This is a genomic window from Streptomyces sp. NPDC002403, from assembly GCF_053593015.1.
Genome location: NZ_JBSFBQ010000102.1, coordinates 1 through 14,341 on the forward strand (window position 1 = coordinate 1; position 14,341 = coordinate 14,341).

Consider the following 14,341-nt stretch of genomic DNA (forward strand, 5'->3'; position numbering starts at 1 on the left):
GCCGACCGCCGCATCCTGGCCATCCCCGGGATGAGCCTCATCGAGGAGAAGCCCTACGCGGGCTACCGCTTCTTCGTCCTGGCGATGGCGCTGACGGTCGGCTTCGCCTGGCTGATGGACGGCCTGGTGCATGTCTCCGCCCGCTCCTCACCTGCCCTTCGGACTGGCGGGTTTCGGCGGCGGTGGAACAGTCAACCGGGTTGACTGCAAATGCTGTTGACTACAGCGACTACTTGACGACGCCGAGCGAGACGTAGTCGTAGCGGCCGTTGTACGCGTCGGACATGTAGGCGTTCGTCAGACGGTCGCCACGCCAGGTGATGTTCTTCTCGTAGATGAAGGGCATCCAGTCGGCCTGGTCGAGGATCCGCTTGTCGAGCTCCTTGTAGATCTCGCCGGCCTTGACCGGGTCGGTCTCCGCGATCGCGTTGTCGAAGAGCTTGTCGACCTGCGGGTCCTTGATCTGCGACTCGTTGTAGTTACCGGTGTCCGAGAGGAACCGGCTGTCCCACAGCGGCTGGCCGAAGCCCTGGCCGGACGGGAAGTCGGGGCCCCAGCCGCTCATCGTCATGCCGTAGCCGCGCTTCTTCACGACGGACGGCGAGCCGGTGATGCTGGACGTCTCGGCGCCGTCGAGCGGGTCGACCTCGATCTTGATGCCGACCTTGCCGAGCTGCTCCTGGAGCGCCTCGGCGGTGTCGACCTCGCCCGGGTTGTTGTTACGGGCGGTGAGCTTGGTGGAGAAGCCGGTCGGGTGACCGCACTGCTTCAGCTCGTCCTTGGCCTTGGCGAGGTCCGGCTTGCCCTTGCGGGCGAGGACGCCGTACGGGTCGTAGTCGCTGTGACCCTTGATGGAGACCGGCAGGGTGCTGTTGGCGATCGCGCCACCGGCGATCTCGCCGCCGCGGGTCTGCTGGAGACCGGCGAAGTCGGTGGCGTAGAAGACGGCCTTGCGGCAGTGGACGTCGTCCAGCGGCTTCGCCGTGTGGACGAGCGCGACGTAGCGGACGAAGGACGTCTGCATGTTGTCGACGCTGGCCTTGTGGTCCTGGACGGCGGTGACGCGGCCGGACTGGGTCATGCCGGTGCCGTTGAGGTCGACGTCGTAGTCGCCCTCCATCAGCTTCTTGTCGTTCTCCTCCAGGTTGGCGGAGATCGTCACGGTGACCTTGTCCGGGAGCGCGGGACGCAGCGGGTCGGAGGCCTTCTGCCACTTGTCGTTGCGCACGAGCACGATGCTCTTGCCCGGCTTGTACTCCTCGAACTTGTACGGGCCGGAGGAGAACGGGCGCTGGGTGTACTTCGCGCCGGTGTCCTTGTCCGCCTTCACGGGCGAACCGGACGGCATGGCGAGGAACTGCTCGAAGTCACCGTTGGGCTTGGGCAACTTGAAGACGATGGTGTTGTCGTCGGGCGTCTCGATCGCCTTGAGACCGAGCTTGTCCGCGGCCTTGTCCTTGTAGGGGCCCTTGTACTCGCTCTTGGGGTCCAGCGTCTGCTTCAGGTACTGCGGGCCACCGGTGATGGTGTCCGTCGCCCAGATGCGCTCGATGCCGTACTTGACGTCCTTGGAGGTCAGCTTGGAGCCGTCCTCCCAGGTCAGACCGTCACGCAGCTTGTACGTGTAGGTCTTGCCGCCGTCCGTGATCTCACCGGGGCCGGTGGCCAGGTCGCCGACCAGCTTGGTGGAGCCCGCGCCCGGCTTGGTGTCGTACGTGACCAGCTGGCGGGTGTAGAAGCGCATGAAGTCCCAGGCCATGCCGTAGTAGGCACGCTGGGGGTCGGCGGAGTCGAGGTCCTGCTTCCCGACCATCTTCAGCGTTCCGCCCGTTTTGGTGGACGGGTTGGCGACCTTGTTGAACGCCGCGTTGAAGCCGGCGCCCTTCGACTTGCCGCCGCTCTCGCTGTCGTCGCCGCCGCCGCACGCCGAGGTGGTCATCAGCGCCGCGACCACGAGGGCCGCACCAGCGGTGAGCCGTCGTTTCGAGGTAACTGTGGACATTTTCTCGCAACCTCCGAGATCGCGGTCCCAGGCCGTTGCTTGCCGGAGAACCATGGGAAAAGCCACCTGACGATGCGGCAGGGGCAAGTCGTGGGTTATCGGGTCCCCTTGGGGTCCAGGGCATCGCGCAGCCCGTCCCCGAAGAGGTTGAAGGCCAGCACGGTGATGAAGATCGTCACGCCGGGGAAGACCATGAACATCGGGTCGTGCTCGTATGTTTCCAGCGCGTCCCGCAGCATCCCGCCCCAGGAGGCGGTGGGCGGCCGGACACCGGCACCGAGGAAGCTCAGGGCCGCTTCGGTGAGGATGTTGGTGGGGATCATGAGCGTCGCGTAGACGGTGATCGGCGCCACCAGGTTGGGCAGCAGCTCGCGGAAGAGGATGTGCGTCCGTCCGCCGCCGAGGCTGCGCGCGGCCTCCACGTACTCGCGCTCGCGCAGCGAGAGGGTCTGCCCGCGGACGATGCGTCCCACGTACGGCCAGCCGAAGAAGCCGATGACGGCGACCAGCACGGCGATGCGTACGCCGCTGCCGGTCAGTCCGAGCAGATCGTCGGGGAGGACCGAGACCAGGGAGATGATGAAGAGGAGCTGCGGGAAGGACAGCAGCACGTCCATGACCCGGCTGATCAGCGCATCCACCCAGCCGCCGAAGTAGCCGGCGACGATCCCGAAGAGGGTGCCGAGGGCGACGGCGACCACGGCCGCCAGGAACGCCACGAGCAGCGAGATCCGGGCCCCGTAGACGATCCGGCTGAAGACGTCGCGCCCCTTGTTGGGCTCGACACCGAAGAGGTAGTCGCCGCTCACACCGCCGAGGTCGCCCGTGGGGAGATTGGTCAGCGGGTCGAGCATGTCCTGGTGGAACTCGTTGGGCGGGTGCCCCAGCAGTCCGACGATGAGGGGCGCGAAGATCGCCACCACGACCAGGACGAGGACAACGATGCCACCCGTCAGAGCGACTCTGTCCTGCTTCAGGCGGTTCCAGGCGATCTGCTTGAGAGACCGTCCCTCGACCTTCTTCACCCCGGAGTCGACTGCGGGACCGTCGGCCGCGACCGGATCCGCTTCCGTGGTCGGCTCGTGCAGTGGTGCCGTCATCGTGGCAAGGACCCCTCTCAACCGGCGGTGGCCGGGCCGAACTGGCCGCTGTGGCGGCGCGATCAGTCAGTCGTACACAGAGGCGGCGACACGCCCTTGCTGCGGGAGTCTTCATTGCCGTCACTACAGGTAGCCAGACCGACAGGCGAATGGATGCCTAACCGTGATGCGGCCCGGGGTGTTCCGTTATCCGGACGGATGTGAACGCCCCCCGAACACAGGTCAGTTGAGGCGGAAGAGGGACAGGAGCACAGATTCGCGACGCTTTCCCCACCAGATGTGTCCAGCCCGGAAATCTCGGACATGGACGGCGGGTTGAGGCAGCGGGCGGATGAACATGCGGGCACATGCGGGGAGTTGGTGTCTTACGGTCGCGTTACGGGAATCCGGCACGTATACGCGCATTCCGGACCACGGGGCCGGGACCTCGCGACCCCGGCATGATCCGGACGAAAGGCCCCGGCGGGCCCCGGAAAGGTCAGTACGCGCCCTGCGGCGGGTAGCCGTAGCCCGCGGCGGGGGCCACCGGGGCGTGCGCCTCGCGGTCGTAGAACGGGCGGGCGTTGGCGCGCAGCCACATCGCGACCGGGTCGTACTCGTCGGACATCGCGACGGTGGAGACGGGCAGCCCGTCCGGGACGGCGGAGATCGACTGCTGCATCATCGCGCGCGCCGCGTCCACCGAGGGCGGGCTCGTGTCGTAGAGGTCGAGGCCGATGGCGAGGTAGGGGACCCCGAGCGCGGGCTGCACCCAGGCGCGGCGCAGCGAGCGGATCGCGGGGGTGTGGTGGGCGTTCTGTGCGAGCAGGGCGTAGAACTGCGGGATCTCGATGGCCGGCTCGGTGAGCCGGAGCGGGCCCGCGGGCATCCGGTCGAGCCCGGTGGCGATCCGGCGCAGATCCAGCCAGGGGATGCCCACGCCGCCGCCCGGGGCGTGCGGGTTGAGCCAGATCCCCCAGCGGTCGGGGAAGAGGGCGCGGGCGATGTCCAGGCCGCCGACCAGTTCGTGGGCGCGGTTCCAGCCGCTGGCGGAGAGCTCCTGGGCGGAGGTCACACAGGGGGCGTAGCCGAGGCCGTCGACCTCCATGTTCCCGTACTGGGCGTCGGGCGAGCCCGCCTGGCCGTGCCAGAGGAGCATCCAGATCCGGCCGTTCGCGAGGGCCGTCAGCAGTGCCTCGTACGCGTCGTAGCGCCCGGGCGTCACTTGGCGCAGCATGTGCTCGACCTGCCCGGCCGCCGCGGTGCCTGACGCACTCACCTGGTCCCGCCCCTCTTCGATCCACTGTGTCGGCCGGCCGCTCCCGGGCACACGGGTGCGGCATGATGCCGAGGCACCAGCCATCAAACCAGCTTATGCGCCGGTCCTGACACCGACTTGACGCCATGGGTCGAAGCGGTGTCCCGCACCGGTGACCGCCGCGCCGGGGCCGGGGTCTTTCGTTTGGATCGGGCCGGATCGGGGAGCGGGACCCGGTGCGTGCGCTCGCAAGGCGGAGGAGGGAGTCGGGGCGGAGCCCCGGCGACTGACGACAACGCGGCGAGTGCGCGTGCCGGGCCCCGCGAGCCCGGCATGATCCAAACGAAAGACCCTACTGGCCCGCCCGCTGGTAGAACGGCTGGACCTTGTCCCGCATCCAGTCGCCGACCGGGTCCTGTGCCACGTCGAGCAGGATGAGATTGACCGGCCAGGGCACCTCGGCCCGCCCCAGAGCACGGCCGAGGGCGTCCATCGGGGCATTGCGTCCCGCGCCCTCCCAGGTGGAGAACTCGACGCCGACGAAGAGGACGGGGTCGCCGCCCTCGATGCTGGCCAGCGCCCGCCGGGCGGAGAGCACGACACCGCTCTCCTCGAACTCGCCGGCCGCCGCGGCGAGGAAGTCGACGGGCTCCTCCTTCCAGTCCGGTTCGTACAGCCGGACCCTGCCGCCGCCGTCCGGGCCGTCCAGCGGGGTGCGTCCGGCCCGGCAGAGTTCGGCCACGGCGGGGGGCGGCATCGGTATCCCGACCGCGCCGCCGGGGTTCACGGCGATGCCGAGCTGCGGGGGCAGGCCGCGGGCGAAGTCACGGGCGGGCGCGACGGTGAAGGACATCCGGGTGCCGACGCAGGCGAGGAACTGCTGCTCGGAGCTGAACACGGGGACGTACGCGACGCCCTCGATCTCCAGCGTCGGCAGGTCCAGGTCCGCCGAGTCGGGTCCGCCGCCGTTGGGCAGGGGCACCCAGACCTGGCTGCGCCCGAGCACCTCGACGAGCCGTCCGCCCGCTTCCGGGACGCCCACCGAGGCCATCAGTACCTCTTCGAGCTCATTGGCCGGCCATCCGCCCTGCGGATCGGACCGGACCTGTGCCGGGATGTCCACTGCTCCCCCTTCTCGCCCACGCTTTCCGGCAGAAGATTAACGCCCGGCCCCGGGCCCCCCGTCCGTGAAGGTGATCCGGCCGACCCGTCCCGCCGCCGCCCGGTCCAGCAGCACCGCCGAAGCGCACCCGGGCGGCAGCAGGCCCGCCTCGGCCGCCCTCAGCAGCCTGCCCACCGCTCTGCGGTGCCGGGCGAAGGCGTATCCCGATACGCCGCGTCCGCGCTCGCGCTGGCCCTCCCTGGCGGTCTGCGGCGTGACGTCGAGCAGGACGAGATGCAGGCCCCGGCCCCGGCGCCGGGCGTCACGGGCCAGCCAGCCGCGCACCCACGACTGCGTCCCGCAGTCGTGGACGACGACGGACGCCCCGGAGCGCAGCACCCGCCACAGCCCCCAGTAGTGGGCGGCGCGGACGAGCGGGCGGTAGAGGGCGTACGGGAGTAAGCGGGGCATGCTCCGCGCCCAGCGGTCCCGGGTGTCCTGGGAGTCGACGGCGTGCGCCGTCGTCACCGTCCGCCGGATGAGCGTCGACTTTCCGCTGCCGGGCAGCCCGGAGACCACCACCACGTCGCCCGGGGCGAAGCGCAGGCCGCTCGGGCTGCGCCCGGACCGCTCCCGCAGATCCCGCACCACGGGCGCGTGTGCGCCGGACGCCGCCCGCGCCGGGACCCCTGGTTGTGCGGGCATCGCGCCGTGCGCGACCCCCGCCGTCGTCGCGTACCGCTGCAACGTCATCGCCCTCCCCCTGTCGGCTCACCCCACGTATGCCCCTGAAGTGTAAAGAAAAGGTAATGCGGCACAACTGTCCACGCCGCTGATTTCCCACGGGGGACCGGGGCCCCACTCCGGCGCGATGCGTGCGATGATGACCCGGCCAACTGCATAAAGGCCGCTTGAATCCGCGCGGGAGAGTTCCGGTCACTTCGTGTGCCGGGCGCCGAAGGAGCAAGTTCCTCCCTTGAATCTCTCAGGCCCCGTACCGCGTGGATGAGGCAGATCTGAAAAGCGGGCCGCTTCGCGGCTCCACCCAAGGTGCAAGCCGAACCCTTCAGGGGCTCTCGGCGAACCTCTCAGGTTCCGATGACAGATGGGGAGGGATCGTCCTCGTCGTCATGCCCCGGGAGTCATATCCATGAGCACCGCCCCACGCCTCACCGCCCTCGATGCCCTGCACCGTTCGCTGGGCGCGACCATGACCGACTTCGCGGGCTGGGACATGCCCCTGCGGTACGCCAGCGAGCGCGACGAGCACAACGCGGTGCGCACCCGGGCCGGTCTCTTCGACCTGTCGCACATGGGCGAGATCACCGTCACCGGCCCCGCGGCCGCGGCCTTCCTGAACTTCGCGCTGGTCGGCAACATCGGCACGGTCGCCGTGGGCCGCGCCCGCTACACGATGATCTGCGCCGAGGACGGCGGCATCCTGGACGACCTGATCGTCTACCGGCTGGGCGAGACCGAGTACATGGTGGTCGCCAACGCCGGCAACGCCCAGATCGTGCTGGACGCGCTGACGGCGCGGGCCGAGGGCTTCGACACCGAGGTGCGCGACGACCGCGACGCGTACGCGCTGCTCGCCGTCCAGGGCCCCGAGTCCCCCGCGATCCTGGCCGCCGTCACCGATGCCGACCTGGACGGCCTGAAGTACTACGCCGGCCTGCCCGGCACCGTCGCCGGCGTCCCCGCGCTGATCGCCCGTACCGGCTACACCGGCGAGGACGGCTTCGAGCTGTTCGTCGCCCCCGTCCACGCCGAGCAGCTCTGGAAGGCGCTGACCGAGGCGGGCGCCTCCCGGGGCCTGATCCCGTGCGGGCTCTCCTGCCGCGACACGCTGCGCCTGGAGGCGGGCATGCCGCTGTACGGGCACGAGCTGACCACGGCACTGACGCCGTTCGACGCCGGTCTCGGCCGGGTCGTGAAGTTCGAGAAGGAGGGCGACTTCGTCGGCCGCAAGGCCCTTGAGGCCGCCGCCGGACGCGCCGAGACCGCGCCGCCGCGCAAGCTCGTCGGGCTCGTCGCCGAAGGCCGCCGGGTGCCGCGCGCCGGCTTCCCGGTCGTCGCCGCCGGTGAGGTCATCGGCGAGGTCACCTCGGGCGCCCCCTCGCCCACCCTGGGCAAGCCGATCGCCATGGCGTACGTCGACGCCGCGCACGCCACGCCCGGTACCGAGGGCGTCGGAGTGGACATCCGGGGCAGCCACGAGCCGTACGAGGTCGTGGCGCTGCCGTTCTACAAGCGCCAGAAGTGACGCAGTCGCGTCTCACACCGTAAGACCACCGTTCATCAGCACTCCCCCGCGTACAGGAGAATTCAGGTCATGAGCAACCCCCAGCAGCTGCGTTACAGCAAGGAGCACGAGTGGCTGTCGGCCGTCGAGGACGGTGTGGCCACGATCGGTATCACCGAGCACGCGGCCAACGCCCTCGGCGACGTCGTCTACGTCCAGCTCCCCGAGGTCGGTGAGACGGTGACCGCGGGCGAGACCTGTGGCGAGCTGGAGTCGACCAAGTCGGTGAGCGACCTGTACTCCCCGGTGACCGGCGAGGTCACCGAGGCGAACCAGGACGTCGTGGACGACCCGTCGCTGGTGAACTCCGCTCCCTTCGAAGGCGGCTGGCTGTTCAAGGTACGCGTCGCGGAGGAGCCGGAGGACCTGCTCTCCGCCGACGAGTACACCGAGTTCTCCGGCAACTAAAGACCCCAAGGGACCACCTGATGTCGCTTCTCAACTCCTCCCTCCATGAGCTGGACCCGGATGTCGCCGCCGCTGTCGACGCCGAGCTCCACCGTCAGCAGTCCACCCTCGAGATGATCGCCTCGGAGAACTTCGCTCCGGTCGCGGTCATGGAGGCCCAGGGCTCCGTCCTCACCAACAAGTACGCCGAGGGCTACCCCGGCCGCCGCTACTACGGCGGCTGCGAGCACGTCGACGTCGTCGAGCAGATCGCCATCGACCGCATCAAGGCGCTGTTCGGCGCCGAGGCCGCGAACGTCCAGCCGCACTCCGGTGCGCAGGCCAACGCCGCCGCGATGTTCGCGCTGCTCAAGCCGGGCGACACGATCATGGGCCTGAACCTGGCCCACGGCGGTCACCTGACCCACGGCATGAAGATCAACTTCTCCGGCAAGCTCTACAACGTGGTCCCCTACCACGTCGACGAGACCGGCGTCGTGGACATGGCCGAGGTCGAGCGTCTGGCCAAGGAGTCCAAGCCGAAGCTGATCGTCGCCGGCTGGTCCGCGTACCCGCGCCAGCTGGACTTCGCCGCCTTCCGCCGCATCGCGGACGAGGTCGGCGCGTACCTGATGGTCGACATGGCGCACTTCGCGGGCCTGGTGGCCGCGGGTCTGCACCCCAACCCGGTGCCGCACGCCCATGTCGTCACGACCACCACGCACAAGACCCTCGGCGGTCCGCGCGGTGGCGTCATCCTGTCGACGCAGGAGCTCGCCAAGAAGATCAACTCCGCGGTCTTCCCGGGCCAGCAGGGCGGCCCGCTGGAGCACGTGATCGCGGCCAAGGCGGTCTCGTTCAAGGTCGCGGCGACCGAGGAGTTCAAGGAGCGCCAGCAGCGCACCCTGGACGGCGCCCGCATCCTCGCCGAGCGCCTGGTCCAGCCGGACGTCACCGAGGTCGGTGTCTCCGTGCTGTCCGGCGGTACGGACGTCCACCTGGTCCTCGTCGACCTGCGCAACTCCGAGCTGGACGGCCAGCAGGCCGAGGACCGGCTGCACGAGCTGGGCATCACGGTCAACCGGAACGCCATCCCGAACGACCCTCGGCCGCCGATGGTCACCTCGGGTCTGCGCATCGGTACGCCGGCCCTGGCGACCCGCGGTTTCCAGGCCGAGGACTTCACCGAGGTCGCGGAGATCATCGCCGCCGCGCTCAAGCCGTCCTACGACGCGGACGCCCTGAAGGCCCGTGTCGTCGCGCTGGCCGAGAAATTCCCGCTGTACCCCGGCCTGAAGTAGTCCGGACAGGTTCTGGCAACACGTTGGGGCGGGGCACCGCGCACACTGAACAGTGAGCGCGGTGCCCCGTCCCATGCCCCACGCTCTTCGGGCCGCCCCGGCCCGGCCCGTACCGCACCACCCGGCAGACGACGATGTCTACCAACCCCTGAGGAGTCACCCGTGGCCATCTCGGTCTTCGACCTGTTCTCGATCGGCATCGGCCCGTCCAGCTCCCATACGGTCGGCCCGATGCGCGCCGCCCGTATGTTCGCGCGTCGGCTGAAGAACGAGGGCCTGATCGCCCACACCGCCTCGATACGCGCCGAGCTGTACGGCTCGCTCGGCGCGACCGGTCACGGCCACGGCACCCCCAAGGCCGTCCTGCTCGGCCTGGAGGGCGAGTCGCCGCGCACCGTCGACGTGGAGTCCGCCGACGAGCGGGTGGAACAGATCCGCGCCACGGGCCGGATCAACCTCCTCGGCATGCACGAGATCGACTTCGACGCCGACGAGCAGCTGATCCTGCACCGCCGCAAGGCTCTCCCGTACCACGCGAACGGCATGACGGTCCTCGCCTTCGACCGCGAGGGCGACCTGCTCCTGGAGAAGACCTACTACTCGGTCGGCGGCGGCTTCGTCGTCGACGAGGACGCGGTGGGCGAGGACCGGATCGTGCTCGACGACACCGTGCTGAAGCACCCCTTCCGCACCGGCGACGAGCTGCTGCGGCTCTCCCGGGACACCGGCCTGTCCATCTCCTCGCTGATGCTGGAGAACGAGCGGGCCTGGCGCACCGAGGACGAGATCCGCTCGGGCCTGCTGGACATCTGGCGGGTCATGCAGGCCTGCGTCTCGCGCGGCATGTCCCGCGAGGGCATCCTGCCCGGCGGCCTCAGGGTCCGCCGCCGCGCCGCGACCACCGCCCGCCAGCTGCGCGCCGAGGGTGACCCGCAGGCCCACGCGATGGAGTGGATCACCCTCTACGCGATGGCGGTCAACGAGGAGAACGCGGCGGGCGGCCGGGTCGTCACCGCGCCCACCAACGGCGCCGCGGGCATCATCCCGGCGGTGCTGCACTACTACATGAACTTCGCGGCCGGCGGGGCCACCGAGGCGGAGAAGGAGGACGGCGTCGTCCGCTTCCTCCTCGCGGCCGGGGCCATCGGCATGCTCTTCAAGGAGAACGCCTCCATCTCCGGCGCCGAGGTCGGCTGCCAGGGCGAGGTCGGCTCCGCCTGCTCCATGGCCGCGGGCGCCCTCGCCGAGGTCCTCGGCGGCACCCCCGAGCAGGTCGAGAACGCCGCCGAGATCGGCATGGAGCACAATCTGGGCCTGACCTGCGACCCCGTCGGCGGTCTCGTCCAGATCCCCTGCATCGAGCGCAACGGCATGGCCGCGGTCAAGGCCGTCACGGCGGCGAAGATGGCGCTGCGCGGCGACGGCAGCCACAAGGTCTCCCTCGACAAGGTCATCAAGACCATGAAGGAGACGGGCGCGGACATGAGCGTGAAGTACAAGGAGACGGCGCGGGGCGGGCTCGCGGTGAACATCATCGAGTGCTGAGCGGGCGAGCACCGAGGGAGCGCCCCGGCCTCCCCCCGGCCCGCCGCACGTTCCCTCCCGCACGACAGGTTTCCCGTTCTTGTCCCCCTCCGTACTCTCCCCGACCGCGCGGCCGCGCGGCTTCCGCCCCTCCTGGCTGTCCCCGAAGGTGTTCCGCACCGAGGCGCTGGCCGGTCTCGTGGTCGGGCTGGCGCTGATCCCCGAGGCGATCTCGTTCTCGGTCATCGTCGGAGTGGATCCGGCGATCGGCCTGTTCACCTCGTTCACCATGGCGGTGGTCATCTCCGTCGTCGGCGGGCGCCCGGCGATGATCTCCGCCGCCACCGGCGCGGTCGCCCTGGTGCTCGCGCCCCTGAACCGCCAGCACGGGTTCGGTTACCTGATCGCCGCGGTCGTCCTGGGAGGCGTCCTCCAGATCGTCCTGGGCGCCCTGGGCGTCGCGAAGCTGCTGCGGTTCGTGCCGCGCGGCGTGACGGTCGGCTTCGTCAACTCGCTCGCGCTCCTGGTCTTCATGGCCCAGGTCCCCGAGCTGCGCGACGTGCCCTGGCCCGTCTACCCGCTGGTCGCCGCCGGGATCGCGCTGATGGTGTTCTTCCCCCGGGTCACCAGGGCGGTCCCGGCACCGCTGGTCTCCATCGTCGTCCTCACCGTCGTCACCGTCGCGGCCGGGATCGCCGTCCCGACCGTGGGCGACCGGGGTGATCTGCCGTCCGCGCTGCCGGTGCCCGGACTGCCCGATGTGCCGTTCACGGCGGATACGCTGACGACCGTGGCGCCGTACGCGCTCGCCATGGCGCTGGTGGGCCTGATGGAGTCCCTGATGACCGCCAAACTGGTCGACGACATCACCGACACCCGCTCCGGCAAGACCCGTGAGTCCGTCGGCCAGGGAATCGCCAATATCGTCACCGGCTTCTTCGGCGGCATGGGCGGCTGCGCCGTGATCGGCCAGACGATGATCAACGTACGGGTGTCGGGCGCCCGCACCCGCCTGTCGACGTTCCTCGCGGGCGCCTTCCTGATGGTCCTGTGCATCGTCCTCGGACCCGTCGTCTCCCGCATTCCCATGGCCGCCCTCGTCGCCGTCATGGTGATGGTGTCCGTCGCGGCCTTCGACTGGCACTCCGTCGCGCCGAGAACCCTGAGGCGGATGCCCGCCGGGGAGACCTTCGTCATGGTCCTGACCGTGGTCTGTGTGGTCGTCACCCACAACCTGGCCGTCGGCGTCGTCGCCGGCACGGTCGTCGCCATGGTCATCTTCGCCAGGCGGGTCGCCCGCCTGGCCGACGTCACGGCGGTCACCGACCCCGGGGACGGCCGGGTCGTCTACTCCGTCACCGGCGAACTCTTCTTCGCCTCCGCCAACGACCTGGTCACCCGCTTCGACTACGCCGCCGACCCCGCCCGGATCGTCATCGACCTCTCCGCCGCCCACATCTGGGACGCCTCGTCCGTCGCCGCGCTGGACACCGTCACCGCCAAGTACGCACAGCGCGGCAAGACCGTCGAGATCATCGGCCTGAACGAGCCGAGCGCCGAGATCCACCGGACCCTCAGCGGCGAACTCACCGGCGGCCGCTGATCCCGGGTCGCCACGGCGCCGACCGGACAGGCCCTGGCCCCGCGGCGCGTTCCGGCACGGGCGTCTCAGCGCAGGTGCACCGGCAAGGACTCGATGCCGTAGACGATGGACAGCTTGCGGAAGGCCAGGTCCTGGGGCGGGACGGCGAGCCGCATCCCGGGGAACCGCCGGACCAGGGCCGGGTAGGCGGTGCGCAGCTCCATGCGGGCCAGTTCGGCTCCGACGCAGCGGTGGATGCCGTGGCCGAAGGCGAGATGGCCGCCCGACGGGGTGCGGTGCGGGTCGAAGCGCCCGTCGTCCGTGACGTAGGCGGCATCGCGGTTGGCGGCGCTCAGCGAGCAGAGCACCATGTCGCCCTGCGGGATGACCACGCCGCCTATCTCGATGTCGCGGCGGGCGAACCGGGGGAAGGCGATCTGTACCGCCGACAGGTAGCGCAGCACCTCATCGACGAAGGGGGCGGTCATGGTGTCGTCCTCGCGTATTCGCTCCAGGACGTCCGCGTTCTGCAGCAGTACGAGGGAGCCGAGGGCGATCGTGCTGGCGGTCGTCTCGAACCCGCCGGTGAGCACACCGTCGGCGAGGCCCGCGAGTTCCTCGTCGTCGACGTCGTCGCCGTGCTCCCGCACGATCATGCCGAGCAGGCCGTCGCCCGGCTTCTCGCGCTGCGCCCTGACGACGCCCCTGAAGTACTCCAGCGACTCCGACATCGCGCCGAAGGGCGCGGTCGTTCCGGCGAAGAGGTCGAAGCGGTCCATGGCGAGCTGCTGGAAGTCGTCGCGGTCCTCGTACGGCACACCGAGCAGCTCACAGATCGTGAGGGAGGGGATCGGCAGCGCGAACTCCTGCACCAGGTCGACCGGGCCCCGGGCGGCCGCCATCGCGTCGAGGCGTTCCTCGACGATGGCGTCGATCCTGGGGGTCAGGCGCCGCAGCCGGCGCATCGTGAACTCCGGGGTCAGGATGCGGCGCAGCCGGGTGTGCACGGGAGGGTCGTTGAACCCGAGCCCGCCGGGACTCTGTTCGGCGGCCACTCCGGCGTTCGTCGCGAGGTGGGCGAAGTCGGTGCTGAATCCGTCGGCCGAGCCGAGGACCGCCTTCGACTCCTCGTAACCGCTCACCACCCAGGCGTCCATGCCGAAGGGCAGCGAGACCTTGTGCACCGGCCGCTTCGCCCGGGTCCTGGCCAGTTTGTCCACCGGGTCGAGGCCGTCCCTGCGCAGCATCATCAGCAGGTCGTCGGGGAGCAGCCGGACCGTCGAGGAGCCGATCCCGTACTTCTGGATCCTGGACAGATAGGTGCGCCCGATCCGGGCGGTGATACGGGAGCGGAACGTCGTAATCAATCTGCACTCCATGAGTCGTCGCGCGGTCCGCACACACGGTGCGGACGTGAAGCAGCTGTGCAGCAGGCGCGGTGTGAATAGTGGCCGGCGGCGACACGGCTTGTGCCAAACGGCATTCTGTCTCAGAGCGTGAGCAACCGGCGCCCCGGCGGGACCGGATCCGCCCGGCGGCGACCGAACAGCGGCGGCCTGTGATCGTGCGCACACCGTGCGGGGCAAGTGCTCCGTGTCCGGCTCTCCTTGCCCGCGCCGGAGCACCGGTGGTTCTGTCACAGCCTCTCAACAGCACCACAGGCCCCAATTGCACCGGCGCCCGGGGAGTTGATAGGCATGGGCGGTACATTTGTTTGCTCGGGTTGGACAGGGGGACTGAATGAAGTTCGACATGGGGGCGCAGGTTCTGACGAATCTGTCGTCGAAGTCGCGTGGGTCGA

12 protein-coding genes and 1 riboswitch are annotated in these 14,341 nt (G+C 69.8%); of the genes, 6 read left to right on the top strand and 6 right to left on the bottom strand.

Going from position 1 to position 14,341, the window contains the following annotated elements; genetic code table 11:
• The coding region (locus ACWCPY_RS41850; RefSeq protein WP_451274243.1) for a hypothetical protein at positions 1-204 on the top strand (204 nt) is incomplete at its 5' end.
• Positions 205-229: 25 nt separating this feature from the next.
• On the opposite strand, the gene ACWCPY_RS41855 is transcribed toward ACWCPY_RS41850, so the two are convergent.
• From ACWCPY_RS41855 to ACWCPY_RS41875, 5 genes are all read right to left on the bottom strand, one after another.
• Positions 230-2,002 carry an ABC transporter substrate-binding protein gene (locus ACWCPY_RS41855; protein WP_451274245.1) on the bottom strand — a complete coding sequence of 591 codons (1,773 nt, stop codon included), beginning with the start codon at positions 2,000-2,002 and terminating at the stop codon, positions 230-232.
• A 95-nt stretch (positions 2,003-2,097) separates the two neighbouring features.
• A complete protein-coding gene (locus ACWCPY_RS41860; protein ID WP_451274247.1) occupies positions 2,098-3,102 on the bottom strand; it encodes an ABC transporter permease in 1,005 nt (334 codons plus the stop codon).
• Between the two features lie 478 nt (positions 3,103-3,580).
• Entirely contained in the window at positions 3,581-4,360 is a 780-nt protein-coding gene (locus ACWCPY_RS41865) for an enhanced serine sensitivity protein SseB C-terminal domain-containing protein (RefSeq protein ID WP_451274249.1), read from the bottom strand.
• 331 nt (positions 4,361-4,691) lie between these two features.
• Positions 4,692-5,462 carry an enhanced serine sensitivity protein SseB gene (locus ACWCPY_RS41870; protein WP_451274251.1) on the bottom strand — a complete coding sequence of 257 codons (771 nt, stop codon included), beginning with the start codon at positions 5,460-5,462 and terminating at the stop codon, positions 4,692-4,694.
• A 36-nt stretch (positions 5,463-5,498) separates the two neighbouring features.
• A complete protein-coding gene (locus ACWCPY_RS41875; RefSeq protein WP_451274253.1) occupies positions 5,499-6,194 on the bottom strand; it encodes an AAA family ATPase in 696 nt (231 codons plus the stop codon).
• Positions 6,195-6,353: 159 nt separating this feature from the next.
• Positions 6,354-6,451: riboswitch (glycine riboswitch) on the top strand.
• 140 nt (positions 6,452-6,591) lie between these two features.
• On the opposite strand from ACWCPY_RS41875, the gene gcvT reads away from it, so the two are divergent.
• The 5 genes from gcvT (at position 6,592) to ACWCPY_RS41900 (ending at position 12,561) form a co-directional block, all read left to right on the top strand.
• Positions 6,592-7,707 (top strand): glycine cleavage system aminomethyltransferase GcvT, encoded by a 1,116-nt coding sequence (gcvT, locus tag ACWCPY_RS41880; protein ID WP_451274255.1) that lies wholly within the window; start codon positions 6,592-6,594, stop codon positions 7,705-7,707.
• A 69-nt stretch (positions 7,708-7,776) separates the two neighbouring features.
• On the top strand, positions 7,777-8,154 hold the full coding sequence (gene gcvH / locus ACWCPY_RS41885; RefSeq protein ID WP_451274257.1) for a glycine cleavage system protein GcvH: 378 nt from the start codon (positions 7,777-7,779) through the stop codon (positions 8,152-8,154).
• Between the two features lie 20 nt (positions 8,155-8,174).
• The gene (gene glyA, locus ACWCPY_RS41890; protein ID WP_072486820.1) at positions 8,175-9,434 is read left to right on the top strand and encodes a serine hydroxymethyltransferase; all 1,260 of its coding nucleotides are present in this window, start codon (positions 8,175-8,177) and stop codon (positions 9,432-9,434) included.
• A 162-nt stretch (positions 9,435-9,596) separates the two neighbouring features.
• Positions 9,597-10,979, top strand: coding sequence for an L-serine ammonia-lyase (locus tag ACWCPY_RS41895; RefSeq protein ID WP_451274259.1), 1,383 nt, complete (start codon positions 9,597-9,599; stop codon positions 10,977-10,979).
• Between the two features lie 79 nt (positions 10,980-11,058).
• A complete protein-coding gene (locus tag ACWCPY_RS41900) occupies positions 11,059-12,561 on the top strand; it encodes a SulP family inorganic anion transporter (RefSeq protein ID WP_451274261.1) in 1,503 nt (500 codons plus the stop codon).
• A 65-nt stretch (positions 12,562-12,626) separates the two neighbouring features.
• Here the strand turns inward: ACWCPY_RS41900 and ACWCPY_RS41905 are convergent, their stop codons facing one another.
• The gene (locus ACWCPY_RS41905; protein WP_451274263.1) at positions 12,627-13,919 is read right to left on the bottom strand and encodes a cytochrome P450; all 1,293 of its coding nucleotides are present in this window, start codon (positions 13,917-13,919) and stop codon (positions 12,627-12,629) included.
• Positions 13,920-14,341 lie beyond the last annotated feature (422 nt).